Annotated in this window: 21 protein-coding genes; 13 read left to right on the forward strand and 8 right to left on the reverse strand. The window is 74.1% G+C overall.

Translation table 11 applies throughout. The annotated features are described in order from the left end of the window. Nucleotides 1-86: 86 nt before the first annotated feature. The 3 genes from ACFQ6N_RS11030 to ACFQ6N_RS11040 form a co-directional block, all read right to left on the reverse strand. Complete coding sequence (locus tag ACFQ6N_RS11030; RefSeq protein ID WP_380648463.1) at nt 87-1652, reverse strand: hypothetical protein; 1566 nt, start codon at nt 1650-1652, stop codon at nt 87-89. 358 nt (nt 1653-2010) lie between these two features. Next, entirely contained in the window at nt 2011-2922 is a 912-nt protein-coding gene (locus tag ACFQ6N_RS11035; protein WP_380648464.1) for an SDR family NAD(P)-dependent oxidoreductase, read from the reverse strand. A gap of 423 nt (nt 2923-3345) precedes the next feature. Beyond that, a complete protein-coding gene (locus ACFQ6N_RS11040; protein ID WP_380648465.1) occupies nt 3346-4509 on the reverse strand; it encodes a magnesium and cobalt transport protein CorA in 1164 nt (387 codons plus the stop codon). 572 nt (nt 4510-5081) lie between these two features. On the opposite strand from ACFQ6N_RS11040, the gene ACFQ6N_RS11045 reads away from it, so the two are divergent. Both ACFQ6N_RS11045 and ACFQ6N_RS11050 read left to right on the forward strand, forming a co-directional pair. Beyond that, a complete protein-coding gene (locus tag ACFQ6N_RS11045; RefSeq protein WP_380648467.1) occupies nt 5082-6416 on the forward strand; it encodes an FAD-dependent monooxygenase in 1335 nt (444 codons plus the stop codon). A 165-nt stretch (nt 6417-6581) separates the two neighbouring features. Beyond that, entirely contained in the window at nt 6582-8183 is a 1602-nt protein-coding gene (locus ACFQ6N_RS11050; RefSeq protein ID WP_380648468.1) for an ABC-F family ATP-binding cassette domain-containing protein, read from the forward strand. A 123-nt stretch (nt 8184-8306) separates the two neighbouring features. On the opposite strand, the gene ACFQ6N_RS11055 is transcribed toward ACFQ6N_RS11050, so the two are convergent. After that, nucleotides 8307-9080 carry a methyltransferase domain-containing protein gene (locus ACFQ6N_RS11055; protein WP_380648469.1) on the reverse strand — a complete coding sequence of 258 codons (774 nt, stop codon included), beginning with the start codon at nt 9078-9080 and terminating at the stop codon, nt 8307-8309. 117 nt (nt 9081-9197) lie between these two features. Between ACFQ6N_RS11055 and ACFQ6N_RS11060 the strand changes: the two genes are divergently transcribed. Continuing rightward, nucleotides 9198-9992 carry a class I SAM-dependent methyltransferase gene (locus ACFQ6N_RS11060; protein WP_380648470.1) on the forward strand — a complete coding sequence of 265 codons (795 nt, stop codon included), beginning with the start codon at nt 9198-9200 and terminating at the stop codon, nt 9990-9992. Between the two features lie 75 nt (nt 9993-10067). Here the strand turns inward: ACFQ6N_RS11060 and ACFQ6N_RS11065 are convergent, their stop codons facing one another. Both ACFQ6N_RS11065 and ACFQ6N_RS11070 read right to left on the reverse strand, forming a co-directional pair. Further along, nucleotides 10068-11171, reverse strand: a complete 1104-nt coding sequence (locus tag ACFQ6N_RS11065; RefSeq protein WP_380648471.1) for a DUF6745 domain-containing protein — start codon at nt 11169-11171, stop codon at nt 10068-10070. 146 nt (nt 11172-11317) lie between these two features. Next, nucleotides 11318-11644 (reverse strand): hypothetical protein, encoded by a 327-nt coding sequence (locus ACFQ6N_RS11070; protein ID WP_380648472.1) that lies wholly within the window; start codon nt 11642-11644, stop codon nt 11318-11320. A gap of 202 nt (nt 11645-11846) precedes the next feature. Here ACFQ6N_RS11070 and ACFQ6N_RS11075 point away from each other — a divergent pair, with 202 nt between their 5' ends. From ACFQ6N_RS11075 to ACFQ6N_RS11110, 8 genes are all read left to right on the forward strand, one after another. Continuing rightward, entirely contained in the window at nt 11847-12827 is a 981-nt protein-coding gene (locus tag ACFQ6N_RS11075; RefSeq protein WP_380648473.1) for an STM4015 family protein, read from the forward strand. Nucleotides 12828-12910: 83 nt separating this feature from the next. After that, nucleotides 12911-13846: an STM4015 family protein gene (locus ACFQ6N_RS11080; protein ID WP_380648474.1), complete on the forward strand. Its 936-nt coding sequence runs from the start codon at nt 12911-12913 to the stop codon at nt 13844-13846. Between the two features lie 15 nt (nt 13847-13861). Next, the gene (locus ACFQ6N_RS11085) at nt 13862-14986 is read left to right on the forward strand and encodes an STM4014 family protein (protein ID WP_380648475.1); all 1125 of its coding nucleotides are present in this window, start codon (nt 13862-13864) and stop codon (nt 14984-14986) included. Between the two features lie 59 nt (nt 14987-15045). Continuing rightward, entirely contained in the window at nt 15046-15888 is an 843-nt protein-coding gene (locus ACFQ6N_RS11090) for an STM4013/SEN3800 family hydrolase (RefSeq protein WP_380648545.1), read from the forward strand. After that, complete coding sequence (locus ACFQ6N_RS11095) at nt 15885-17219, forward strand: STM4012 family radical SAM protein (RefSeq protein WP_380648477.1); 1335 nt, start codon at nt 15885-15887, stop codon at nt 17217-17219. Before ACFQ6N_RS11090 ends, ACFQ6N_RS11095 begins: the two co-directional genes overlap by 4 nt. 11 nt (nt 17220-17230) lie before the next feature. Further along, complete coding sequence (locus tag ACFQ6N_RS11100) at nt 17231-18178, forward strand: STM4011 family radical SAM protein (protein WP_380648478.1); 948 nt, start codon at nt 17231-17233, stop codon at nt 18176-18178. 285 nt (nt 18179-18463) lie between these two features. Then, nucleotides 18464-19624: a methyltransferase gene (locus ACFQ6N_RS11105; protein WP_380648479.1), complete on the forward strand. Its 1161-nt coding sequence runs from the start codon at nt 18464-18466 to the stop codon at nt 19622-19624. Nucleotides 19625-19725: 101 nt separating this feature from the next. Next, on the forward strand, nt 19726-20106 hold the full coding sequence (locus ACFQ6N_RS11110) for a VOC family protein (protein WP_380648480.1): 381 nt from the start codon (nt 19726-19728) through the stop codon (nt 20104-20106). A gap of 182 nt (nt 20107-20288) precedes the next feature. Here the strand turns inward: ACFQ6N_RS11110 and ACFQ6N_RS11115 are convergent, their stop codons facing one another. Together ACFQ6N_RS11115 and ACFQ6N_RS11120 are read right to left on the reverse strand one after the other, a co-directional pair. After that, nucleotides 20289-23006, reverse strand: coding sequence for a glycosyl hydrolase (locus ACFQ6N_RS11115; RefSeq protein ID WP_380648481.1), 2718 nt, complete (start codon nt 23004-23006; stop codon nt 20289-20291). Between the two features lie 214 nt (nt 23007-23220). Further along, nucleotides 23221-23946 (reverse strand): rhomboid-like protein, encoded by a 726-nt coding sequence (locus tag ACFQ6N_RS11120; RefSeq protein ID WP_380648482.1) that lies wholly within the window; start codon nt 23944-23946, stop codon nt 23221-23223. Nucleotides 23947-24383: 437 nt separating this feature from the next. On the opposite strand from ACFQ6N_RS11120, the gene ACFQ6N_RS11125 reads away from it, so the two are divergent. Together ACFQ6N_RS11125 and argG are read left to right on the forward strand one after the other, a co-directional pair. Then, a complete protein-coding gene (locus tag ACFQ6N_RS11125; protein ID WP_380648483.1) occupies nt 24384-25043 on the forward strand; it encodes a rhomboid-like protein in 660 nt (219 codons plus the stop codon). 307 nt (nt 25044-25350) lie between these two features. After that, complete coding sequence (argG, locus tag ACFQ6N_RS11130; RefSeq protein WP_380648484.1) at nt 25351-26763, forward strand: argininosuccinate synthase; 1413 nt, start codon at nt 25351-25353, stop codon at nt 26761-26763. Nucleotides 26764-26782: the final 19 nt, after the last annotated feature.

Here is a 26782-nt window from a genome sequence, read left to right on the forward strand (position 1 = left end):
GGCACCGCAGGAACGCAGGAACGCAGGAACGCAGGACCGCAGGACCGCAGGACCGCAGGACCGCAGGACCGCAGGACCGCAGGACGCTACCGGTACTCGCGCAGCCGGGGCCGCACGCCGACCGCCGTGAGGCCGAGCGCCGCCGCCAGCACCACCGCCGCGAGGGCCGCCGTGGTGCCGTCGAGGTCGCCGTCGGTGTCGGCGATCGCCCGGTCCATCGCGGTGGCGTTGATCGTGACGGTGTCCCCGATCGCCCGGGCCAGCTGCTCGAAGTCGAAGTTGGACTGCCCCTTGGAGAGCCCGGTGTTGAGCGTGACCGCCTCCTTGAGCTTCCCCTCGGTGCGCAGCTCGCGGATCTTGCGGTCGGTCGTCTGGTACTGCCGGAAGGTGTCCAGCACCCGCTCGGCGGCGTCCTGCTCGCCGGGGAAGGTGATGTTGTGCAGCTCGCTGCCGAGGTGGCCGCCGAAGGGGACCACGGCATGGTCGGCGCGGTGCCGGGCGGCGGCGTCGGCCAGCCGGGCGTTGTAGTCCGCCAGGGTGGCGCCGTCGATCCGGGCGATCGCCTGGGTCTGCTCGACGAAGGCCTGCTCGTACACGGCGGCGCGGGTCGGGTCGATCAGGTAGCGGCTCTCGTCGGCGTTCATGTCGTACGCGAGGGCGCGGGCCCGGCTGAGCGCGATCACCGAGTCGTAGGCGTTGCTCTTGGCGGTGACCAGGTGGTCCTCCGCGCGGCCCGCCAGGTCGAGGCCGACCACCAGCGCCGTGCCGGTCAGCAGGGTGACGGCGGCCAGGGCCGGGTTGACCACCCGGCGGTAGCGCACGGCGAGGGCGCGCTGGAGCCCGAGCTGCGCGGCGACGGCCGCCAGGCCGACGCCGAGCAGCCACCACCAGCCGCTGCCCAGGGAGTCGCGCTGCTGCCGGTAGACGTGCTCGACGGTGGCGTCCCCGGCGACGGTGACCTGGTCGGCGGCGGGGAGCAGCTGCTGACGCAGCAGGTCCGTGGCCTGCCGGTAGGTCTCCAGTGCGGCGGGCGAGGGCTCCCCCGCCGGGGACTTGGCCTGTTCCTCCAGCAGCTGCGCCCGGGCCACCAGGGCCTCGTAGCTGCCGAGCCTGCCGAGCACCAGCTGGACGGCCCGCTGTCCGGCCGGGTCGTCGGCCGCCGCCTGGGCGGCCTGCTGGAGGTCGTCGTCGGCCTGGGCGCGGCGCTGCTCGTAGGTGTCCAGGGTCTGCTTGCGCAGTGCCGTGTAGTCGGGGTCGGCGCCGACCAGCAGCAGGTTGGCGGCCTGGGCGTCCATGTCGCTGAGCGCGAAGTAGAGGTCGGCGGCGCGGGTGGCCTGCGGGGCGGCCCGGTGGCCGATGGTGTCGGTGCCGTCGCGGGCCCCGGCGAGTACGGCGGTGGCGGTGGCGCCGAGGCCGAGCAGGGTGGCCAGGCTCAGCGCGGTGAGGCCGCGCACCAGGCGCGGGGTGGTCCAGTGGGCCCGGCTGCCGATCGTCCGGAGCCGGCGGCGGAGGCGGGCCGGGGTGCCCGCCGGGGTGCCCGCCCGGGCGGGCCGCGCCGCCTCCGGCGAGTGGCCCGGTGAGTGGCTCGGTGAGCGGCCCGGTGAGTGGCCCTCCTTCGTGGTGGTCGACCCGTGTGCTGTGGAGGTCGTCATGACCGCACGTCCCTTTCCCCCGTGGCACGGCCTGCCGGGTCCCGGAGATATCCGACGCCCCGAACGCAGAACCGTTTCACTCTTTCCGCTCTCGCTTCCGCCGCGCGACGCTAGTGCCGCGCCGACCGCCGCAGGGCCCGCCCTGACGCCTCCTTGATGTCGCCGGGCACCGTTCTTGACGCTTCCTTAGCGTCCGCCCCGGCACCCGGCGGCCACCGCCGTCCGGCGACGGACGGCCGGGGCCCGGGTCAGCCCTGACCGGCCCGGCCGCCGCGGTTGGCGTTCTTCTTCCGCCGGGCCCTCTTCTTCCGGGCGCGCTTGGACATCGTGGTTCCTCCGGTCCTTCGGTTCGGGTGGTTCAGGCCGCCTGGCCGACCAACTGGTCGGCGAGCTTGGCCAGCCGCTTCAGCGAACGCTCCTCCTGCGCGGCCGGCGCCGTCCGCGCGACCGAACCACCGTCGTAGTAGGCACCGTTGGCCACCGCGACGGACGGCAGGCAGAGCCGGACCACGGCCGCCGCGCCCTCCGCCGCCGGCGCGCCGGTCCGTCCGTACAGCGGCAGCAGCGCGGTGGCGCACTGGCCCGGGTTGAGGCTCACGGCGGTCACACCGGAACCGGCCGGGGCCATGTCGGCGGTCGCCATGGTGAGGGCGAGCTGCGACTGCGCGTACGCGGCGACCCGCGAGTACCTCTTCACCCGGTGCGGGTCCGACCAGTTCATCGAGGCGGTCAGGTGCAGCGAGGAGGAGACGTTGACGATCCGGGCGTCGCCGGCCGCCGCCAGCGGGGCCCGCAGCAGCTTCGCCAGCAGGTGCGCGGCCAGGAAGTTGACCTGCAGCGAGACCTCGTTGCCGTCATCGGTCAGCGTGCAGCGCTCGGGCGCCATCGCGGCGGCGTTGTTCACCAGCAGATCCAGCGCCGGGTAGTGCTTGACGACCGTACCGGCCAGCACCGCGACCTCCGTGAGGTGCGTGAAGTCCGCGGCCAGCTCGACCAGTTGGTCCCGCCGGGCACCGGCGGCGACCAGCCGGGCGACGGCCGCCTCGGCCTCGGCCGCGGTCCGGGCGTGCACCAGCACGGTGGCGCCGAGCCCGGCGAGCAGCCGGGCGCTCTCCCAGCCGATCCCGGAGGAGGCGCCGGTCACCAGCGCGGTGCGGCCGGACAGCACCTGCCCGGACGGGACGGCGGCGGCGGCGGCCGAGGGGGCGCTGCCGGGGGCGGCGACGGAGGTGAGGGCGGAGACGGGGGTGGACAGGGCGGAGTCGGACATGACCGTTCCCAGGGTGTGAGGCACCACCGGCCCTGCTCGGGGCCGGAGTGCGGGCTCAGGAGACGTGACGCGACGGCGTCACGGGAATGCGGACCTCACGCGCCCGCCCCCGCCCGCGCCGCGGTGGCGGCGGGACGGGGCGCGGCACGTGCCGTGCCCTCCGGCGGGGAGGCTCGGATCAGCGCACGGCGATGACGGCCACGGCAGCGCGGACCGGCGGCCGCGGATGCGGCGGGCGGTCGTGATGGCGTACCGGGCGGTTCATGTGCTCCATCAAACCGGCGCCCGCCACCCCCGGCAAGCACCGCGCCGACGCCCTGACGAATCCCTGACGCCGCCCGTCCGGGGCCCTCTCCCCGCACCCCGGCCGGGTCCCTCTCCCCCGCGCCCCGGCCGGACCGGCCCCCTGCGGCCCCGACCCCGTCAGAGCCAGTTGCGGCGCTTGAAGACCAGGTAGAGCCCGGTGCACACCAGCGCCATCAGCCCGATCGCGAAGGGGTAGCCGAAGGCCCACTTGAGCTCCGGCATGTCATCGAAGTTCATCCCGTACACGGTGCCGATCAGGGTCGGCGCGAAGAGGATCGCGGCCCAGGAGGAGATCTTCTTGATCTCGTCGTTCTGGGCGTGCCCCGCCTCGGCGAGCTGCTTCATCTCCTCGTTCTGGCGCTGCGAGACCAGCGTCGCGTTGACCGTCAGGATGTTCTGCAGCATCTGCCGGAAGCCGTCCACCCGCTCGGCGGCGTAGGTGGCGTGGTCGGCGACGTCGCGCAGGTAGCGCTGCAGCTCGTCGTCGGTGCCGTACTTGCCGAAGCCCGCCTCCAGGCTCCGCATGATCTCCAGCAGCGGACGGGTGGCCCGCTGCAGCTCGATCACCTCGCGGGACAGCTCGTAGATGCGCCGGGAGACCTGCGGGTCGCCGCCGAACACCTCGGTCTCGATCTCGTCGATGTCGTGCTGGAGCCCGGCGATCACCGGCGCGTAGCCGTCCACCACGGCGTCCAGCACCGCGTACAGCACCGCTTCCGGGCCGAGTGCCAGCAGCTCCGGATCGGCCTCCAGCCGGCGGCGCACCGCCGACAGGTCCGGGGCCTGGGAGTGGCGGACGGTGAGCACGAAGTCGGGCCCGACGAAGAGGTGGATCTCCCCGAAGTCGACCTCCTCCGCCTCGTCCAGGTAGCGGGCGGCGCGCAGCACCACGAACAGCGTGTCGCCGTAGCGCTCCAGCTTCGGGCGCTGATGGGCGACGATGGCGTCCTCGACGGCCAGTTCGTGCAGGTTGAACCGGTCCGCGGCCTCCAGCAGCTGCGCCTCGGCGGGGCGGAACAGGCCGATCCAGGCCATCGTGCCGGGCCGGCCGGGCAGGGTGCGGTAGATGTCGGCGAGGTCGGAGGGCGCGTCCGTCCGACGGCCGTCCCGGTAGACCGCCGCCTCCACGACGGAACGTTCCAGCGTCACCGGCTCGACGGGCTGGTCGGGGCGCGGGTCCATCGAGTGCTCGGGCGCGGGCTGCGTGTCCGCGGGCCGGATCACGGAACGGGAGAACGGACGCTTGCTCGCGCGCACGGCGCGCACACGCCAGTCGGACATGGCGGAGACCTCCACGGTGGGTGCCCGGCCGCCGTACCGGAACGGGGCGGGCCGGAGACACCCGGCCGACCGCCACGCGCACGGCGCGACCGGCGGCGCCCCGCCGGAACGGGCGGGTCAGCGGCGCACGGGAGCCGTACGGGAGGAGGAGTGCCGGGTGCCGGGAGTGGTGCGGGACAACCGGGGGCGGGGCCGACTTCGACCCGTACTACTGCACTCCACGGCTCTCACCTCCTCGGCTCCGCGCGTCTGCGCACCGCGAGAGGCGACCGACACAACCCGGTCGATTGTAGTACCCGTACGACCCGGACCTGCCACCGGGTCCGTTCTCCGGATCCGGGTGCTGGGTCCTGCCGCCGGTGCCGTCGCCCGCCGCGCGGGTCGGTCTGCCGCTCCGGGCCCGGACCGCCCGGCGGAGCCGGTCACGTCCGGTGCGCGGCCACCACCCGTTCCGGCCGCACCTCACGCACCTCCCACACCTCCCGACCGGGCGTCAACAGGCGCCGTGCGCAGGCACGTTCCTCCAGGCGAAGCCGTGACGGAGCACTGACCGCGCCACTACGCTACGTGTCATGAGTTCTTCGGAGAAGCGCCCCGGGCGGGGCACGGCGGTGGTGATCGGCGGCGGACTGGCCGGGACGGTGGCCGCGTGGGCGCTGCGCGGTCACGCCGAGCGGATCGTCGTGGTGGAGCGGGACCACTACCCGGCGGAGGCGGCGTTCCGGGCCGGAGTGCCGCAGGGGCGGCACGCGCACCTGATCCTGGAGGCCGGGCACCGGGCCCTGGACGAGATGATGCCCGGGATCAAGCAGGAACTGCTGGCCGCGGGCGCGCTCCGGGTGCTCGCCTCGGAGGTCAAGTGGCTGAGCTCCGCCGGGTGGATGGCCGAGTACCCGGCGCAGATGTCCTTCCTCTCCTGCACCCGTCCGGTGCTGGACAAGCTCGTCCTGGACCGGGTCCGCACCGACTCCTCGATCGAGTTCCTGGAGGGGACCGACGTGGTCGGCCTGCTCGGGACGGCGGGCGCGGTGACCGGGGTGAAGGTCCGCGAACGCGGCCCGGAGCGCGGCGAGGTCCGCGAGATCCCCGCCGAGCTGGTGGTCGACGCGGCCGGCCGCTCGACCTCGGTGCCGAAGTGGCTGACGGAACTGGGCTGCCGCCCGGTCGCCGAGGAGCGGGTGGACGCGGGCGTCGCCTACTCCTCCCGGCTCTTCCACCGCCCGGCCGGCGTCGACTTCGGCGGCCAGGCCGTCTACCTCCAGACCAAGGCCCCGGAGGCGCCGAGGATGGGCGTCCTGCTCCCGGTCGAGGGCGACCGCTGGATCGTCAGCCTCGCCGGGATGCGCGGCGCCGAACCCGACCCCGGCGAGGAGGGCTTCACCAGGCACCTGGAGCAGCTGCGCGACCCGCTGCTCCGCGAGGCGCTGCACACCGCCGAACCCGCGGGCGAGGTCCGCGGCTTCCTCCCCGGCCCGGGCGTGCGGCGGCACTACGAACGCGGCGGCCCGGACGGCCTGGTCGCGGTCGGCGACGCCGCGAGCACCTTCAACCCCGTGTACGGCCAGGGGGTCACCGTCGCGCTGTTCTGCGCCCAGGCACTGCGCCGGACCGCGCTGCGGCACGGCGGCATCGGCCACGCCGCGGCCCGGGACGCGCGAAGCGCCATCGCCACGTCGTCCAAGAACCCGTGGGTGATGTCCTGCGCCGAGGACGCCCGGTTCGACACCACCACCGGCGCGCCCTCCGGGGCGCTGCTCAAGATCCAGCACCGGTTCCTGGACAAGGTGCTGAGCGGCGCCACCCGCAACCCGCTGGTCACCGCGGCCTTCCACGAGGTGATGTCCCTGGTGGAGCCGCCGACGCTGCTGTTCCGCCCGGCGGTGCTCGGCGCCGTCCTGCGGAGCTGACCCTCCGCGCCGGGGTCGGGGGTCGGGCGCGTCCGGAACAATTCGGATGCGTCCCGACCGGCCGCCCGTTAGCCTGGCCCGCATGTCCACGCCCCGAATCTCCTAGCCGGCAGACCCGCTTCCACGCCACCCGTCTGCCCGCCAGTTGTTTCGGAGCGTTACCCCATGATCACCACCCGTGGTGTCGACGTGCGCGTCGGCGCCCGTCTGCTGCTGTCCGACGTCACCCTGCACGTCGCCCCCGGTGACCGGATCGGCCTCGTCGGCCGCAACGGCGCCGGCAAGAGCACCCTGCTCGCCACCCTCGCGGGCCTGCTGGCCCCCGCCGCCGGGTCGGTCACCCGCACCGGCGCCGTCGGCTACCTCGCGCAGGACTCCCGCGCCGCCGACCCGGCCGTCAGCGTCACCGACCGCATCCTCGCCGCCCGAGGCCTGGACACCGCCGTCCGCGCACTGCGCGCCGCCGAGCAGGCCATGGCCCTGGCCGGGTCCCCGGCCGAGGAGCGCCGGGCGATGGACGCCTACACCCGTGCCGACGCCGCCTTCCAGTCCCGGGGCGGCTACGCGGCCGAGGCCGAGGCCGCCCGGGTCGCGGCCGGACTCGGCCTGCCCGCCCGCGTGATGGAGTCCCCCGTCGGCACGCTCTCCGGCGGCCAGCGCCGCCGGGTCGAACTGGCCCGCATCCTGTTCGCCGACCACGGCACCCTGCTGCTCGACGAGCCGACCAACCACCTCGACGCCGACTCCGTCGCCTGGCTGCGCGGCTTCCTCGCCACCCACCCGGGCGGACTCGTGCTGATCAGCCACGACCCCGACCTGCTGGAGGAGACCGTCAACCGGGTCTTCCACCTGGACCCGCAGCGCGCCACGATCGACGTCCACAACACCGGCTGGCAGGCGTACCTCGCCCAGCGCGCCGCCGACGAACGCCGTCGCACCCGGGAGCGGGCCAACGCCGAACGCAAGGCCGCCGCACTGCACTCCCAAGCCGACCGGATGCGGGCCAACGTCGCCACCGCCACCACCGCCCGCAGCATGGCCCGCCGCGCCGACCGGATGCTCGCCGGACTCGAACCCGTACGGCAGGCCGAACGCACCGCCCGGATCCGGCTGCCCGAACCCGCCCCCTGCGGCCGGATCCCGCTCGGTACGATCAGCCTCGCCAAGTCCTACCGGGACCGGCCGGTCCTGACCGGCCTCGACCTGGCCGTCGACCGGGGCAGCCGAATCGTCGTGCTCGGCCTCAACGGCGCCGGCAAGACCACCCTGCTGCGGATCCTGGCCGGGCACGAGGCACCGGACTCCGGCCGGGTCGTCCCCGGCCCCGGACTGCGGCTGGGCTACTTCGCCCAGGAGCACGACACCCTCGACCCGGCCCGCAGCGTGCGCGACAACCTCGCCCACGCCGCACCCGCCCTCGACGACGGCGAACTCCGGCACGTGCTCGGCGCGTTCCTCTTCCGCGGCGACGACGCCGACAAGCCCGCCGACGTCCTCTCCGGCGGCGAGAAGACCCGGCTGGCCCTGGCCGCCCTGGTCCACTCCGGCGCCAACGTCCTGCTCCTGGACGAACCCACCAACAACCTGGACCCGGCCTCCCGCACCGAGGTCCTCGGCGCGGTCGGCGCCTACCCGGGCGCGATCGTGATGGTCACCCACGACCCGGGCGCCATCGAAGCCCTCCGGCCGGACCGCGTCCTGCTCCTGCCGGACGGCGACGAGGACCTCTGGCACGACTCCTACCTGGACCTGGTCACCCAGGCATAGGCGTCCGCCGCGTCGCGGCGGGGCGGGTCGGGGGCCGGGTCGGGGCCGGGGCCGGGTCGGAGCCCGACGGGCGGGGCGGGGTGGTCGGGGCGGCCGGGGCTCAGACCGTCGCGGCCCCGGCCGTCACGGCTTCCGTGCCTCGATCAGGAACCGCGCCGAGTGGGCGACGAACGGCCCCTCGGCGCGGATCCTCGCGTCCAGTTCGCGCAGCCGGTCACGGTGGGCGGCGACCGTGAACCCCGGGACCATCCACACCACCTTGCGCAGGAAGTACACCACCGCGCCGATGTCGCGGAACTCCGTCCGCAGCCGTTCGGACCGCAGGTCCACCACCTCCAACCCGGCCTCCCGGGCCTCCTCGCTCTCGACCTCGGGCCGGCGGCCCTCGCGTGCCTCCGGCTGCGGCCCGAGGAAGTACTCGACCAGCTCGAAGACCGACGCCGGACCCACGTGCTGCGCGAAGTAGCCGCCACCGGGCCGCAGCACCCGGGCGATCTCCGTCCACCAGGCCCGTACCGGGTGCCGACTACTGACCAGGTCGAAGGCCTCGTCGGCGAAGGGCAGCGGCGGCTCGTCCCGGTCTTCGACGACCACCACGCCCAGCGGGTGCAGCAGCCGGGTGGCGCGGGCCAGGTTCGGCGGCCAGGACTCGGTGGCCGCGAGGACGGTCGGACGCCGACCGTGCGGCTCGGCCGGCCGCAGGGCGCCGGCCAGCACCTCACCGCCGCCGGTCTGGATGTCCAGGGCCGCCGTCGCCGCGCCCAGCCGCTCGGAGAGCAGCCGCTGGTAGCCCCAGGAGGGGCGCTCCTCGGTGGCCCGGCCGTCCAGCCAGGAGAAGTCCCAGCCGTCCACGGAGGCGGCCTCGGCCTCGGCGATCAGTTCCTCGAAGGTGCGCATGCCCGCATCATCCCGGCGGGGACGCCACCCGGCCACCGGATTCCGCCCCGCCCGTACGGGCCCGGGAGCCAGCGAAAACCGGTACTGCGCACCGCCGCGCGTTGTGAGGATGGCGCCATGACCAGTTCCCCGATCGCCCGTTTCTATGACGGCTTCGCGGCCGACTACCACCTCCTGTACGCCGACTGGGAGGCCGCCGTCGCCCGTCAGGGCACCGCCCTGGACGCCCTGATCCGCCGCTGCCTCGGCGACCGCGCCGCCGAGGTCCTGGACTGCGCCTGCGGCATCGGCACCCAGGCGGTCGGCCTCGCCGGACACGGCCACCGCGTCACCGGTACGGACATCAGCCCGGTGGCCGCCGGCCGCGCCGCCACCGAGGCCGCCCGGCGTGGACTCGACCTCCCCACCGCCGCCGCCGACATGCGACGGCTCCCTTTTCCTGACGACCGCTTCGACGTCGTCGTCTGCGCCGACAACGCGCTGCCCCATCTGCTCACCGCCGAGGACGTCCTCGCCGCGCTCGGCGAGATGCACCGCGTCCTGCGCCCGGGCGGCCTTCTGCTGCTGACCACCCGCCCGTACGACGAACTGCGCCGCACCCGGCCGTCGTCCACCACCCCGCAGACCTCCGAACCGGCGGGGCAGCGGTCCGTCGCCTTCCAGCTCTGGCACTGGCATGAGGACGGAGAGCGGTACGACCTGGAGCTGTTCCAGCTGCGGCCCGACGACGCCGGGCAGTGGCGCGTCGACGTTCGCCGGTCCACCTACTGGGCGCTCACCCAGGGGCAGTTGACCGCCTTCGCCGAGGAGGCGGGCTTCACCGGGACCGGCTGGGAGCCGCCCGCCGACACCGGCTTCTTCCAGCCCGTCCTGATCGCCCGGTCACCGGCACCCCGCGCCCCGGCACCGTGAGGCCCCGAGGCCTTGAGGTCCGGCACCGCCCGGCCCCCTCGTCGGCACCGCCCCCGGCCGGGGCCCGCGACCCGGTCAGGTCTCGCGCTGCGGCCGGTAGGCGCTCTCGGGTATGCCGAAGGTCCAGGCGACCCCGGCCCGGGCGGTACGGGTGCTCGGCGGGACGCGCAGCCAGTAGGTGCGGTAGGTGCCGTCCGGCTCGGCGGTGGAGTTGACCACCTCCACCATCACCACCGGTTCGTCGTCGGGCAGGACGATCCGCCAGAGCACGCCCGTCTCGTCGCGGTGAACGGGCTCGGCGCCGGAGTCGGCCAGGTAGCGCTCGTACCCGTAGTGCTCCAGCAGGACGCGGCGCAGTTCGGCGTTCTCCTCGGCACCGATCCGCTCGACGCTCACGTCGGCCAGCCCCGCCAGGAACTCCGGCGGGACGGGCATGCCGCGCCAGGCGTGCAGGGCGAAGCCGTCGGCGTACTCCAGGGCGGGCCCGTCCGCGCGGTCGAGCCGGCCGGCCTCGTCGCGGTGCAGCTCGGTCGGCCGCTCGCTGAGCAGGGCGACGTCCCGGTAGGGCCACCACCAGCCGGCCTCCCGGGCCAGTTCCGCGAGCGGTGCGACCGGGACGGCTCCGGGCCCGGCCTCGAACGCGGCGAACCAGGGCGCGTCGTGCTGCCCCCGGACGGCGTCCAGCAGCGCGAGTCGGACGGTGGTGCGGCGGGCCCGCGCGGCGACGGCCACGTCGACGTCCGCCTCCCGGTCGGCCTCGGGGGCGAGCCGGTCGAGCACGGCATCGCGCACCCGGTCGGCGAGCGGGACAGTGACGGGGCCGAGCTCACCGCCGGTCAGCGCCCAGTGCGCGGACCAGCCGGCCGGGCCGACCTGCTCGACGGCACCGCGCCGCGCCTGCTCCCACGGCCCGGTCCGCACCGCCTCGCGCACGCTGTCCGCACCAGCGGCCCTCAATTCCAGCGCCGCCTCGGTCGCGGCGAGCGGTGAGTCGAACCAGCGGATCGCCGCGGGCCCGGGCAGCCCGGCCGCCCGGTAGGCGGCCCGGACGGCACGCTCGGCCGCCGCCCGGTCGCCCGGCCCGGTGGCCGCCGCTGCCGCCCGCCAGCGGGCCGTCACCTCGGCGGGCCCGGCCGCCGTCCCCGCACCCGTCGGGTCGTCCTGGGTCACCGTTTCCATCGCCTGCTCCGTTCCCGGCCGGGCTCCCCGCCCGACCGTCCGTTCCCGTTCCGTTGCCGATCCGTTCCACGGGGCCTGCCCGCACCCCACGCCATCCGCCGCCGCTCCCCGGCCGCCCGCCGAGCCGTGCGGCGGACGAAGCCGCGTCAGTCCGCGACCATCCGCACGGCACCGGGGAGGTACTCGCGCTGGCGCACCACCCGGTACCAGCCCTTGGGCAGCGGTATCGCCGCGTGCTCCTCGTGGACCACCCGGCCGCCCTCCGGCAGGTGCAGCCACCCCGCGCCGAACGGCCCGGACTCCCGGCGCAGTTCGCCGGGGCCGACCACGGCGTGGGCGTGGCCGGTGACCTCGCCGAGTGCCAGCACCATCCGGCCCCGGGTGTTCCGGGGCTGCACGGACAGCTCGGCCACCCTCGCCGGCACCGCGTCCTCCTCGACCGGCACGATCAGCACATCGCCCTGGCGGTACATCAGTCCTCCCTCACCGTACGGCCGGGCCCCGGCGGACGCCCGGGCCCACGGCTCCGCCGCGTCTCCCGCGGTCACTCTCCGGAGCCATGACCGGAACATAGAGCAAGGGTCTGACAACGCGCCCGGACGGCGACCCGGCCGCCGGATTGTCAGTCCCGACTGGTAGACAGTTGTTCGGCCCAGACCTCCGGAGGAGTAGCGCATGACTGTCAACGACCACATCGAGCAGTTCCACGGTCTCCCCGTCTTCGACTTCGTCGGGGCCCTGGAAGAGGCCGGCGGGCAGGACGGTCCCGCCGCGCTCGGGCTGCCCGACGCGGCCGCCGCGGCCTGGCGGATCAACCTCGACTACGACTCCGAGTCGACGTTCGCCGAGCGCTGGCAGCAGTTCCTCGACACCGTCGACACCGAGCGGGTGACGGCCGTCGTGATCGGCCAGTGGGCGCCGGACGAGCCGGACAGCTTCCGCGAGCCGATGGAGGCGGTCGTCGCCGCCGCCGGGCGACTGCCCGCCCTGCGTGCCCTGTTCGTCGGTGACATCACCTTCGAGCAGTGCGAGATCTCCTGGATCCAGCAGTGCGACATCACACCGCTGCTGACGGCGTTCCCACAGCTCACCGAGCTGGTGGTGCGCGGCGCCTCGGAGGACTGGGACGACAAGGGCGGCGGCCTGGCCCTGAAGCCGCTGCGGCACGAGGCGCTGAAGGCCCTGCGCTTCGAGGCCGGCGGGCTGCCCGGTTCGGTGGTGCGCTCGGTGGCCGGCTGCGACTTCCCGGCCCTGGAGCGGCTGGAGCTCTGGCTGGGGGTGGAAAACTACGGCGGCACCAGCACGATGGCCGACCTCGCGCCGTTCCTGGACGGCACGCGATTCCCGGCCCTGCGCCACCTCGGGCTGCAGAACAGCGAGTTCGAGGACGACATCGCCGCCGCCGTGGCGCACGCCCCGGTGGTCGCCCGGCTGGAGTCGCTCAGCCTCGCCATGGGCGTGCTGACCGACCAGGGCGCCACCGCCCTGCTGGAGGGCCAGCCGCTGACCCACCTGCGCTCCCTCGACCTGCACCACCACTTCCTCACCGACGAGATGCAGCAGCGCCTGCGCCAGGCCCTGCCCGGCGTCGAGGTCGACCTCAGCGAGCCCGGCAAGCCCGACGACCGCTGGCGGTACGTCGCGGTGGCCGAGTAGCCGTCGGCCACCGCAGCCGCCCGACCGACCGACCGTCCCACCACCGACCGACCCACCGACCCACCGACCCACCAGGATCCGACATGGCCGTCTCGCACCACATCGAGCGCTTCCACGAGCTGCCGATCCACGAGTTCACCCCCGACGCCTCCGGGCCCCGGCCCGCCGCCGAGTCCGTCGCCTGGCGCCTCTCCCTCGAGTACGGCGCCAAGGAGGACTTCGGCCGGCTCTGGCAGTCGTTCCTCCGGACCGTCGACCCGGCCCGAGTCCGCGCCGTGGTGATCGGCGCCTGGTGGCAGGACGGCTACGGGCCGGTGCGCGCCACGGTCGAGGCCATCGCGGCCGAGGCCGGGCGGCTGCCCGCCCTGGAGGCGCTCTTCCTGGGCGAGGTGACGTACGACGAGTGCGAGATCTCCTGGATGGAGATGGGCGATGTCACCCCGCTGCTGACCGCCTTCCCCGGGCTGCGGACGCTGACCGTGCGCGGCGGCACGGGCCTCGTCCTGGAGCCGGTCCGGCACGACCGGCTGACCAGCCTGCGGTTCGAGTCCGGCGGCCTGCCGGCCACCGTGGTGCGGGCCGTGTCCGGTTCCGAACTGCCCGCACTGGAGCGCCTGGAGCTCTGGTTGGGCGTGGACGAGTACGGCGGCGACACGACATCGGAGGACCTCGCGCCCTTCCTGGACGGCTCCCGCTTCCCGAAGCTGCGCCACCTCGGGCTGGCCAACAGCGAGGCCCAGGACGAGATCGCCGCCTCGCTCGCGCACGCGCCGGTGGTCGCCCGACTGGAGTCGCTCGACCTCTCCATGGGAGTGCTGACCGACGAGGGGGCCGCCGCCCTGCTGGAGGGCCAGCCGCTGACCCACCTGCGCTCCCTCGACCTGCACCACCACTTCCTCAGTGACGAGATGCAGCAGCGCCTGCGCCAGGCCCTGCCCGGCGTCGCCGTCGACCTCAGCGAGCCCGAGGGCGACGACCCGGACGAGGACGAGGACCGCTACGTCTCGGTCGCCGAGTAGGAGGGTGACACGACGATGACGCCGCAGCTGACCGTCCTCGGCAATCCGGGCCACCGGCGGGTGACACTGTTCGCCGACGCCGCCCGGGCCGCCGGCCTCCCCGAACCGGCCGTCCTGCCCTGGCTGGACGTCCTGCGCGGCCGGTACCGGCTGCCCGAGGGCGGTCTGCTGCGCGTCGAGTCGCCCGGCGAGGAGCCGGAGGTCGACCGGTTGCTGCGCGGCCCCTCGCTCGGCCCCGGCTACGCGCCGACCAGGGTCGAGGGCACCGCCGCCTGGTACGCGGGGGTGATGGCGGCGCTGCGCGGGCTGGCCACACGGCCGGGCGCCCGGCTCCTGGGCGATCCGGAGGAGATCGCCGTGATGTTCGACAAGCGCCGGGCACACGCGCTGCTCGCCGCGGCCGGGGTCCCGGTGCCCCGGGCGCTGGGCGGGGAGGTCACCGGCTGGGAGCAGTTGCGCGGGCGCCTGACCGAGGCCGGTCTGCACCGGGTCTTCGTCAAGCCCGCGCACGGCTCCTCCGCCTCCGGGGTGACGGCCCTGGAGTTCGGGCCGCGCGGGCAGGTGCAGGCCACCACCTCGGTCGAGCTGGCCGACGGGCAGTTGCACAACTCGCTGCGCGTGCGCCGCTACCGCGGCGAACGGGAGGTCGCCGAGATCGTCGACCGTCTGGCCCCGGACGGGCTGCACGTCGAACAGTGGATCCCCAAGGCCTCGCAGTCCGGCCGTTCGGCGGACCTGCGGGTCGTGGTGGTGGCGGGCCGGGCCACCCATGTCGTGGTGCGCACCAGCGCCCGGCCCATGACCAACCTGCACCTCGGCGGTGCCCGGGGCAGTCTCGACCAGGCCCGGGAGGCCGCCGGCGCCGCCTGGCCGGCCCTGTTGGAGACGGCCGAGCGCGCCGCCGCCTGCTTCCCCGCCTCCCCCATGGTCGGCGTCGACGTACTGCCGACCACGGGCTGGCGGCGCGCCCTGGTCGGCGAGGTGAACGCCTTCGGCGACCTGCTCCCCAACCTCACCGGCCTGCCGGGCGGCCCCGCCGAGGGCCTCGACACCTACGGCGCCCAGCTCGCCGTCCTCTCCGCACCCTCCCGCTCGCCGCTCGGGGCGACGGACCAGCAGATCACGGAACCCGCTCGATGACCCACCCGACCACCGCACCCGCACCCGCACCCGCACCCGCACCCGCACCCGCACCCGACATGAACGCGGTCGTGGGCACCCACGACCTGCTGCTCGTCACCCTCGACACGCTCCGCTTCGACGTCGCCGAGGAGTTGGCCGCCGCCGGCCGGATCCCGAACCTCGCCGCCTTCCTCCCGGAGGGCCGGTGGGAGCGCCGGCACGCGCCCGGCAGCTTCACCTACGCCTCCCACCAGGCGATCTTCGCCGGCTTCCTGCCGACCCCGGTCTCCCCCGACGGCCCGCACCCCCGCCTGTTCGCGGCCCGCTTCGCCGGCTCGGAGAGCACCGCCACCCGTACCTGGGTCTTCGACGCCCCGGACCTCCCGACGGCCCTGGGCGCGGCCGGGTACCGCACGGTGTGCGTCGGCGGTGTCGGCTTCTTCAACAAGCAGGGCCCGCTCGGCTCGGTGCTCCCCGGCCTCTTCCAGGAGAGCCACTGGTCACCCGGCATGGGCGTGGCGTCGCCGACGTCCTTCGAGGAGCAGGTCGCCCGGGCCGAACAGGTCGCCGCCGAACAGCCCGCCGGACAGCCGCTGTTCCTCTTCCTGAACGTCTCCGCGCTGCACCAGCCGAACTGGTTCCACCTGCCCGGCGCGACGCGTGACCACGGCGACTCGCGGGACAGCCACGCGGCCGCCCTGGAGTACGTGGACGCCCACATCGGCCGGCTCTTCGCCGCGATGAGTGCCCGCCGGCCCTGCTTCGCGATCGTCTGCTCCGACCACGGCACGGCGTACGGCGAGGACGGCCACACCGGCCACCGGATCGGCCACGAGGTCGTCTGGACGGTCCCGTACGCCCACTTCACCGTCCCCGCCCGCGCGGCGGACGCCCCCGCCGCCCCCGAGGAGCGCGCATGACCACCGCACCCCCGCGCCCCGAGTCGCCGTACCAGTCGTACGTCTACGCCTACCCGCACAAGACGGCCTACCGACCGTTGGCCGAGCGCCCGTCGCTGCGCGAGCTGTGGGCCGGGGAGCCGCAGCACGCGCTGTCGCTCTATCTGCACGTCCCCTTCTGCGAGGTCCGCTGCGGCTTCTGCAACCTGTTCACCCGGATCGGCAGCCCCGAGGGCCTGACCACGGCCTACCTGGACGCCCTGGAGCGCCAGGCCTCGGCCGTGCGCGAGGCGCTGGAGGACGGCGCCCGGTTCGCGCTGGCCGCGTTCGGCGGCGGCACGCCCACCTACCTGACGGCCGGTGAGCTGGAGCGGCTGTGCGACATCGCCGAGCAGCGGATGGGCGCCGACCTGCGGGCGGTGCCGCTCTCGGTGGAGGCCTCGCCCGCCACCGCGACCGCCGACCGGCTGGAGGTGCTGGCCGCCCGGGGCACCACCCGGCTGAGCCTGGGCGTGCAGTCCTTCGACGACGCCGAGGCCCGTTCCGCCGTCCGGCCGCAGAAGCGGGCCGAGGTGGAAGCGGCCCTCGGCCGGATCCGCGACGCCGGGTTCCCGGTGCTCAACATCGACCTCATCTACGGCATAGACGGCCAGACGGAGGCGAGCTGGCTCCGTTCGCTGGACACCGCGCTCGTCTGGCAGCCCGAGGAGTTGTACCTCTACCCGCTGTACGTCCGTCCGCTGACCGGCCTGGCCCGGCGCGGCGAGCAGGAGGGCGAGGCCGCCTGGGACGCCCGCCGGCTGGCGCTCTACCGCGCCGGCCGCGACCACCTGCTGGCCTGCGGCTACCAGCAGGTGTCGATGCGGATGTTCCGCCGCGCGGCCTCCCCGCAGGCGGGGTCGAGCGAGTACGCCTGCCAGACCGACGGGATGGTCGGCCTGGGCTGCGGCGCCCGTTCCTACACCTCGCGGCTGCACTACTCCTTCGACTACGCGGTGAACGCCACCGAGGTGCGCGGCATCATCGACGCGTACGTCGCGACCGAGGACTTCCACCGCGCCGAGGTGGGCCACTGGATGGGTGACGGGGAGCCGCGCCGGCGCCACCTGGTGCAGTCGCTGCTCCAGGCCGAGGGCATGCCGCTCGCCGACTACCGTGCCCGGTTCGGCGGTTCCCCCGCCGAGCACTTCCCGGCCGAGCTGGCCGACTTCGCCGAGCGCGGCTGGCTCGCGGTCGGCGACCCCGAGCGCCTGCGGCTCTCCCCGGAGGGTCTGGCGCACTCGGACGCGGCCGGTCCGATGCTGTTCTCGCCCGAGGTCCGGGCCCGGATGGCGGCGTACGAGGCGAAATGACCTTCCTCGGCATGCCCGCCACCGCCCCCGCTCCCGGTTCTTCCCCCTCCCCCGCCGTTTCGCCGTCCCCGGCGGCCGGCCCCGAGGACGGCGCCCGGCAGCTCACCCTGCTCTACCGCGGACCGCTGGCCTCCTGCGACTACGACTGCCCCTACTGCCCGTTCGCCAAGCGCCGCGACGCTCCGGAGCAACTGCGCGCCGACCGGGCCGCGTTGGAGCGCTTCACCGGCTGGGCGGCCGGGCACGGGGGCACCGGCGACACCCTGTCGCTGCTGTTCACCCCCTGGGGCGAGGGCCTGGTCCGTTCCTGGTACCGCCGCGCCCTGGTCGAGCTGAGCCGCCTCCCGCACGTCCGGCGGGTCGTGATCCAGACCAATCTGAGCTGCCGCACCGACTGGCTTGCCGAGGCGGACCTCGACGCCCTCGCCCTCTGGGTGACGTACCACCCCGGCCAGGTGACCCGCGACCGCTTCCTCGCCAAGTGCCGCGAGTTGGACGCGCTCGGCGTCCGCTACAGCGTCGGCGTGGTCGGTCTGCCCGAGCACCTCGACGAGGCCCGCCGGCTGCGCGCGGAACTCGCCGAGGGCGTCTACCTGTGGATCAACGCCGCCGAGGGGCACCACTACACCGACGAGGAGGCGGCCCGGTGGGCCGGCCTCGACCCGCACTTCGGCTACAGCCGGCACGCCCACCCGAGCGCCGGGCTGCCCTGCCGCACCGGTGAGTCCGTGCTGTCGGTGGACGGCGACGGCACCGTCCGCCGCTGCCACTTCGTCCGGGACGTCCTCGGCAACCTCTACGACGGCAGCTACCGTGCCCGACTCGGGCCTCGGCCCTGCCCGTTGCCGGTCTGCGACTGCCACATCGGCTACGTCCACCTGGAGACCCTGCCGCTGTACGAGCTGTTCGGAGCGGGCGTCCTGGAGCGCGTGCCGGACGGTTGGCCACAGGGCGGATGATAAATCGGTTGCGAACCGACCACACCGCGTGAAAGCGTATGAACAACCGGTCACGGACGACGTGTTCAGGAAGGAGGCCCGCCATGATCAGCGGCATACCACCCGCAGCTGTGCCGGGCCTCGTGCTCGGTGATCTCCCGGCTCGCGCTTCGACGCGTGAGCCGCACCCGGCCTGACGCCCGCCCCTGCCACTCCGGCGCGGCACCGCCCGGCGCACCTGCTGCTCACCTCCTCGTCGAAGTGCTCCTTCGTGCCCCCTTGCACGTTCGACCACGAGGAGTCCCGGTGCACGAAACCCACCGGCCCGGCATCGTCCCCCCGCCCACCTTCTCCACGCTGCCCGCAACCTGGCACAGCGAGAACGGCACGCCCCCGCCGCGTCGCCTGATCGCCGCCGACGACACCCTGCGCGCCGAGGCCGCCTACCGGCTCGCCTGCGAGGGCACCGCCCTGCTCTGGCAGGGCGACTACCCCGGCGCGCTCCGTCTCCTACAGGCCATGCGCCGCCGCGCCGAGCGGCGCCGGTCCCGATCCCGATCCGCACCCGACTCCCCGGCCGAGGCCTTCCGGCAGCATCGCCTGGAACGCGCCCGCCTCGCGCGCGTCCTCGGCATGTTGCTGGTGCCGCTGGCCTCGGACCACAGGGTCCGGCTCGACCGGGCACCCGATGTCCGAGCGGCCTGCCTGGCCGCCTACGGACCGCTCCTTGACAACAGAATCGTGTCCCTGCGCGAGCTCCTCGGCGTGATCGGCGCCCATGAGTGGCGGACCAGGGGCGTCGAGGTCCCCGCACTCGGTGCCCGCATCCACCCGCACTACGGGGTCTTCTCGCCGGTCCGCAACGAGTACGTCGATCTCGTCGCCCGGGCGCCGTTGCCGGCGGCCGCCTCGGACAGCCCCACCGCCGAGGACCTGGGCACCGGTACGGGGGTGCTCGCCGCTGTCCTCGCCCGGCGCGGCCTTCACCGGGTCCTCGTCACCGACGCCGATCCGCGCGCGCTCGTCTGCGCTCGCGACAACGCCCACCGCCTCGGCCTCGCCGACCGCATCGAGGCGGCGGGCACCCGCCTCTACCCGCCCGGCGACGGCCGGTCCGCCCTGGTCGTCTGCAATCCCCCGTGGCTCCCTGGCCGGCCGGCTTCCGCCCTCGACCGAGGTGTCTTCGACCAGGACAGCGGGATGCTCCACGGGTTCCTCGACGGCCTGGCCCGCCGTCTGCTGCCCGGCGGCGAGGGCTGGCTCGTCCTCTCCGACCTGGCCGAACACCTCGGCCTGCGCTCCCGTGCCAAGCTGCTCGCCGCCGTCGCCAGGGCCGGCCTGCACGTCACCGGCCGGCTGGACACCGTCCCCCGCCACCCGAGGGCCACTGTCACCGGCGCGGTCGACCTGCTCCACGCCGCCCGCGCCGCGGAGGTCACCTCGCTCTGGAGGCTGTCCCCCGCATGACTCCTGGCGACCCCGCGCACACACCCCGAAGCGGGTCCCCGCCCACCGGGCGGCAGGTCTCCCGGCTCCCTAGCCTGGTACCAGGGAGGAGGCGAAACACCATGCTTGGAGACGCACCGCTGCAAGCAGTCATCCCCGCCACCGATCTCGCCCGCGCCAAGTCCTTCTACACCGACACCCTCGGCCTCAAGCTCACCGATGAGGGTGAGGAGGAGTTCGCCTGCGACTGCGGCGGCACCCAGTTCACCGTCTACCGCACACCCAGTGGTGGACAGGCCGCCCACACCCTCGCCAGCTTCAAGGTCGCCGACCTCGACGGTGAGATGGCCGGTCTCCGCGACCGCGGCATCGCCTTCGAGGAGTACGACTTCCCCGGTCTGAAGACCGTCGACGGCGTCGCCGAGGGAGAGGGTATGCGCGCTGCCTGGTTCAAGGACAGCGAGGGCAACATCCTCTGTGTGGCCCAGCGCGTCGGCCAGTAGCCGACCGGTGGGCGCCCACCGCGCGGGCTGCCCGGCCCGCCCGGAAACCAGGCCGCTGCCCGGCCCGCTCGTGAGGAGCGGGCCGGGCAGCGGCAAACAGGCAACGCGCACCGGCCGGGACGGGCCGGCCGGCTGGCCGGTCATGCGGCCCTGACCGTCAAGCGGTCGAGCGGGTCGAGCGGTCAGCCGTCCGTCTCGTCGTAGCGGCCGTGGCCGAGGCGGCGCAGGTCGAAGGACCAGATGCCGCGGCCGAAGGTGGCGGCGTAGAGCTTGCCGTCCGGGCCGGTCTTCAACTGCTGCACGGCGGTGGTGGGCAGGTTGCGGCCGAGGATCCGCCAGTCGGTGGTGCCCGGCGCACGGTAGAACGCGGCGAGGTCGGTGCCGAGGGCCAGCCCGCCGTTCGGCAGGATCTTGGCCGAGGTGGCGGGGACGTCCGGCAGGTTGCCCGAGACGTCGCTCCAGGTGGCGCCGCCGTCGTGGGTCTCGAAGAGGTGGCCGATGCCCGCGCCGGGGCCCTCGGTCCAGGTCCGTGAGAAGCCGTTGAAGGCGACGAGGACGTGCCGGGCGTCGCTCTCGTCCACCGCGAAGGAGGAGATGTAGCGGTTCGGCAAGGCGCCGTCGACCGGCAGGTTCAGCTGGTGCCAGCCGGTGCCGTCCGTCTTGCCCACCGCGATGCCGCGGCTGAAGCCCACGTTGTTGCACGGGCCGCACCAGCCGGCGTACACCGTGCCGTCGACGGTGGCGACGGCCGTCGCGACGTGGCCCTCGCCGAGGTCGTAGGCCGAGGTCCACTCGCTGCCGCTGCGGATCGCGTAGCCCTTGTGCTGCACCCAGACGTGCCGGCCGCCGGCGATCCAGGTGTTGCCGTCCTTCGGGTCGCTGGTGATCGGCGCGATGAAGCGGGCGCCGGCACCGCCGAGGTCCTTGTCCGGCGGGGCGACCTCGTAGGAGGTGGCCTTGCTCGGGTCCTTCGTCCAGCTGCCGTCGTTGACCGCGCAGTTCTGGGTGACCCACATGTCGAGGTAGACGTACTCCTGGGCGATGTTGCAGCCGTCGGCCGGGTCGACGAGGGTGTCCGCACCGTCGCCGCCGAAGTTGGAGCCCATCACCTTGTCGTGGGCGCGCAGGATCGACTGGCCGTTGTCCTGGAGGCCGCCGCTGACGATCACGCCCCGGCCGGAGCGGTCCGCCGGGTCCTTGCCGACGCCGACCGAGTAGTACTGCAGGGTGTCCATGGTGCCGTCGTTGAGCGGCGTCCAGTCCTTGGCGTGGCCGTAGGCGTCCAGCTTCCCGTCGGCCGGGCGCCGGTAGACACCGCCGTCGTCGCCGACGTAGACGTTCGCCTTGCCCTGGTAGCTGCCGAAGGCGACGGCGTGCTGGTCGGCGTGGGTGGTCTGCGAGCAGTCACCGGTCTGCTTGGCCGGGTCGATGCTCCAGCACGGGAACGGGTTGTTCCAGTAGGGCCCGACGGTGGCCCACCTGGTGCCGCCGTCGGTGGTCTCGAAGACCTCCTCCAGTCCCGCGTACACGTGGTCCGGGTTCGCCGGGTCGACCTGGAGGAACTGGTTGTACCAGGCCTGGATGCCGGGCTGGTAGCCGGCGTCCTGGAGCGCGGAGCCGGAGTTCTTCAGCTTGTCCTTGTCCGCGATCAGCGTCCACGGGCCGGACGGGGAGCCCGACTTCGAGACGTAGACACCCTTGAGCCCGGTGTCCGGGTCGCTCGCCATGACGGCCGGGGACTGGTCGATCGCGTAGTAGCGCGAGCCGTCCGCCGACCGCGCGAAGGTCACGTTGCCGACGTTCGCCGCGTCGGACGGCAGGTCGCCGAGCGAGCCGACCCGCTGCCAAGTGCCGTCCGCCGCCTTGCCGTAGAAGCCGTTGTAGGTGTCGCCGCCGCGCCAGCCCACCGCCAGGACGACCTTGCTCGGGTCCTTGGGGTCGATCGCGATGTCGTTGGCGATGTTCTTGTACGGCGCGGCCGGGTCCGCGGCCTTCGGACCGCCGGGCAGGTACTCCGGGTTGGGCGCGAACTCCAGCGACCACGGGCCCGACAGGGTCGTGGTCGAGTGGCTCCACACCCCCCGGCTGGTGGCCGCCCACACCTTGCCGCCGCCGAAGCGCAGCGCGTGGATGATGGTCGACTCCAGCTCGGCCCCGCCGACCCGGCTGCCGGGCTGGAACTCGCCGTGCCGGGGGTCGGCGAGCACGTACACGCCGGTGCCGACGTACGAGGTCGCGCCGGTGTTGGACTCCCCGGTGGCGTACCAGAGCCGGCCGCCGTCGTCCAGGTTCAGGGTGCCGGTGGACAGCGTGGGCAGCTTGTCGGCGATCGGTTCCCAGTGCCCGCCGCCGGTGCGCGAGCGGAACACCCCGCCGTTGGCGCCGCCCGCGTAGACGTAGCCGCCGTTGTCGGCCGCGAGGCCGGTGATCCGGCCGGTCACCAGCCCCGCGCCGCCGCTGGAGTTGGAGTTGACGTCGCGGTAGCGCGGGTCGTCCGAGTCGTACGGCTTGTCCGTGACGTGGTCCCAGCTGCCGCCGGTGCGCGGCATGGACTGCAACTGGGCCCAGGCCGCGCCGTAGGCGCCCGGCGCGATCACGCCGGGCGCGGTCCGGGCCTCGGTGTACTGCGCGGTGCCCTCGGCGGAGTTCTCCGCCTCGCCACCGCCGTCCCCGCCCTCCGTCTCGGCCCGCGGGCTGAGGCCCGGGGCGGCGCTCGTCGTACCGGCGGCGTTCCGGACCCGCTGGGCGTGCTGCTTCCCGATGTCCGCCTGGTGCCGGACCTGCCACGGTTGCGGCTCCGGGGGCACGGGCGGCGCGGCGAGCGCCTGGGTGGTGGTCAATCCGAACACGGTGAGCGTGACGGCGCTCAACAGCAGCCGTCGTCGTTGCCTGGTGGGCACGGTCGCGGTCCTCCCCTGCGGCCGGTCGCGCGGTCGCGCGGACTCGGCGGAAACAGGGGAAGCCTGCTGGGCCGCTCCTGCCGGGGGAAGGGCTGTACGGTAAGAAGACGGTAATGGCCTTACGGTTTCGAACAGTTGGCATTCACCGAATATGAATGACCGTCAGGCGGAGTGGGACGGCGGCGACGGTGGCCCGCCCCCGGCGAGCAGCCGGTCAGCGCCCGCGCGCCCGGTGTCCGCGCACCCGCTGCCGGAGCGTCCGCGCGGAGGCGACCGGGTCGAAGGATCCCGGGCGGTCGCGGGTCAGCGGGTAGCAGGCGAAGCCGATCAGCGCCGCACTGAAGTGGCCGAGGCTCGTGTAGTCCCGGCTCTGCTGCACGCCCAGGCCGTAGACGATCAGCACACCCGCCGCGTACAGGTACCGCCAGGGCCGCACGAGCAGGTAGGTGAGCACCGCGACCACACCGGCGAGCGCGTAGCTGACGCCGTAGTCGAGGGTGTAGACGGCACTCGGGGAGGCGATCCCGCGGTGGATCGCCCACCCGAGCGCCCCCTCGCTGAGGTAGGTCGCGCCCACGTGCGCGAGCAGCGCCACCGAGAGCCAGCGCATTGTGCCGAGCCAGCGCTCGGCGGGCACGTGGAAGAGGTTGTAGAGGAGGAAGTAGGACAGCCACCCGCCGCCCGCGATCCACAGGGCGCTGGTCACCAGGACGCGGACCGGTGAGACCTGGAGATGGTGCAGATTGGTCGAGCGCCGCTCCAGGATGCGGTCCGCGGTCGCCGGCTCCACGTGCCGGATCACCTGGGTGGTGACCAGCAGGATCGCCAGCCAGATGTAGGTGCCCGGGGCGCGCCGGACGTAGGCCCGGACCGCACGGGCGGTGCGCGCCCACCAGGGCCGCCGGTGCTCCTCGGAGCCCCGGACGGTGCTGCCGGCCATCGCCGCCTCCTTGTCGCCACTCGTCACCCCCTTGTCGCCCTGCCGCCCTCCCCCGCTGCTCCCCGCCCGCTCGCCGCCCTCTCCTTGCCGATCTCACCCGTCCTTCACCGGCCTCTCCCCCGCCCTTCCCCCCGTCTCTCCTCCGCCCTTCCCCCACCCTGCCCCCGCCCGGCAGCCACCCGCCGCCGTGGCGGCCCGTACGGGTGACCCGCCCCCACCGGCCACCACGTCACCCCGCGCCGCCACCCCGGAGCCCACCCCGCGAAGCCCGACGGCCCGGCCGCCGACGGCGGGCTCCGTCAACCGGCCGATGACGGCGCCCGACGATCACCACCCGCTGACGTACGCTGGCGATCCGACCCTCCCGGCCACGACCTCGTCGGCCACGCACCGGGCGTGCCGGCACCGGGAACCGCAGAGCAAGGGCACCAGGCTCGATGAGCGATCGCCTCGACACGAGGACACCGGCCGACTCCGCCACGCCCCGGCGCTCCGCAGCGAGAGTGGCCGCCCGCCTGCGGCTCACCACGGTCTACGTCCTGCTGCTGACCGCGACCGCCGCCTGGCTGGCGAGCCAGGGCCACGCCGGGCGCGCCAGGTTCGTCCGGCACAACAGCAGCAACGTCCACCACATGGAAGTGGGCAAGTGGTGGACGATCTTCACCAGCGGCCTGGTGGTCGACGGGGTGCCCGCCTGGGCGGGCATCGCGGCGGTCGCCGTCGTGCTGGGCCTGGCCGAGTGGCGCTGGGGCCCAGCCAGGGCCATCGCCGCCTTCGCCTTCGGACACGTGGGAGCCACTCTGCTCACCGAGGGCGCCATGTGGGTGATGCTGACCGCCCACATCCCCGGCGCGCTCTCCCGGGCCAGGGACGTGGGCATCAGCTACGGTCTGGTCGCCACCGGCGCGTGCCTGCTCGCCCTGGGCCCGGCCCCACTGCGCCGCTACGGCCTCCCGGCGCTCGCCCTGGCCCTGGCCACCGCCTGGGCGGCGGACCAGCAGCTGGCCGACGCCGGGCACCTGGTCGCGCTCGGCCTGGGCGTGCTCGTCTCCCGGACGGCCTGGCTGCGCACCCGGGCCGCGCCCGTACCGCGCTGAGACGACCCGGGCCCCACCCCGCACCCGCACCCGCCCGCCGCCCGCCGCCCGCCGCCCGCCGCCCGCCGCCCGCCGCCCGCCGCCCGCCGCCCGCCGACCCCAACAGGGCTACGGGGGAAGCGCGTTGACCAGGTCGACCCGAGGCCGGAGCGGGCGTGGCGAGCGTTCTCCGCAGCCCGGGCGATCGCATGCCCTTGCATTACTCTGCAAATCTATGCCAGAGTTCGGGCATCGGATCGAATACGCCGAAATCCAGTCACACGTCGCTAGATCAGGGTCCCGCTCCACGCGGGTCAAGGGTGCATCCATGTCGAAGGTCTTGAGCAAGCTGCCGGTCGGGGAACGGATCGGCATCGCATTCTCCGGTGGGTTGGACACCTCCGTCGCCGTCGCGTGGATGCGCGAGCACGGTGCCGTCCCCTACGCCTACACGGCCGACATCGGCCAGTACGACGAGCCGAACCTCTCCGACGTCCCGGCCCGGGGCCGCGCGTACGGCGCCGAGCAGGCCCGCCTGGTGGACTGCCGGGCCGCGCTGGTCGAGGAGGGCCTCGCGGCCCTCGCCTGCGGCGCCTTCCACATCCGCTCCGCCGGGCAGACGTACTTCAACACCACCCCGCTCGGCCGCGCCGTGACCGGCACCCTGCTGGTCCGCGCGATGCAGGACGACGAGGTGTCGATCTGGGGCGACGGCTCCACCTACAAGGGCAACGACATCGAGCGGTTCTACCGCTACGGCCTGCTGGCCAACCCCAGCCTGCGGATCTACAAGCCGTGGCTGGACCAGGCGTTCGTCGACCAGCTCGGCGGCCGCAAGGAGATGTCCGAGTGGCTCTCCGAGCGTGACCTCCCGTACCGGGACTCCGCCGAGAAGGCCTACTCCACCGACGCCAACATCTGGGGCGCCACCCACGAGGCCAAGCGGCTGGAGTACCTGGACGCCTCGCTGGAGATCGTCAGCCCGATCATGGGCGTGGCCTTCTGGGACCCGGCGGTCGAGATCCAGACCGAGGACATCACCGTCGAGTTCGAGTTCGGCCGCCCGGTCCGGATCAACGGCCAGGGCTTCGCCGACGACGTCGAGCTGGTCCACGAGGCCAACCGCATCGGTGGACGCCACGGCCTCGGCATGTCCGACCAGATCGAGAACCGGATCATCGAGGCCAAGAGCCGCGGCATCTACGAGGCCCCGGGCATGGCGCTGCTGCACATCGCCTACGAGCGGCTCCTCAACGCGATCCACAACGAGGACACCCTCGCCACCTACCACACCCAGGGCCGTCGGCTCGGCCGGCTGCTCTACGAGGGCCGCTGGTTCGACCCGCAGTCCCTGATGCTCCGGGACAGCATGCAGCGCTGGATCGGCCACCCGGTCACCGGCAGCGTCACGCTGCGGCTGCGGCGCGGCCAGGACTACTCGGTCATCGACACCCAGGGCCCCAACTTCAGCTACCACCCCGAGAAGCTGTCCATGGAGCGCAGCGTCGACGCCGCGTTCGTCCCGGATGACCGCATCGGCCAGCTGACCATGCGCAACCTGGACATCGCCGACTCGCGCAGCAAGCTGGAGCAGTACGCGGTGCACGGCCAGCTGGCGCCGTGGAGCGGCCTGATCGGCGAGCTCGCCCCGGGCGGCGCCGCGCCGATCGCCGCGGGCACCGGCGACGCGGAGGAGTCCACCGCGCTCGACCACGCGGCGATCGAGTCCGGCACCGACTGACCCGGCCGCCGGTCCCCGG

Origin of the sequence: Kitasatospora sp. NPDC056446 (genome assembly GCF_042796115.1) — a bacterium.
Lineage (GTDB): Bacteria > Actinomycetota > Actinomycetes > Streptomycetales > Streptomycetaceae > Kitasatospora.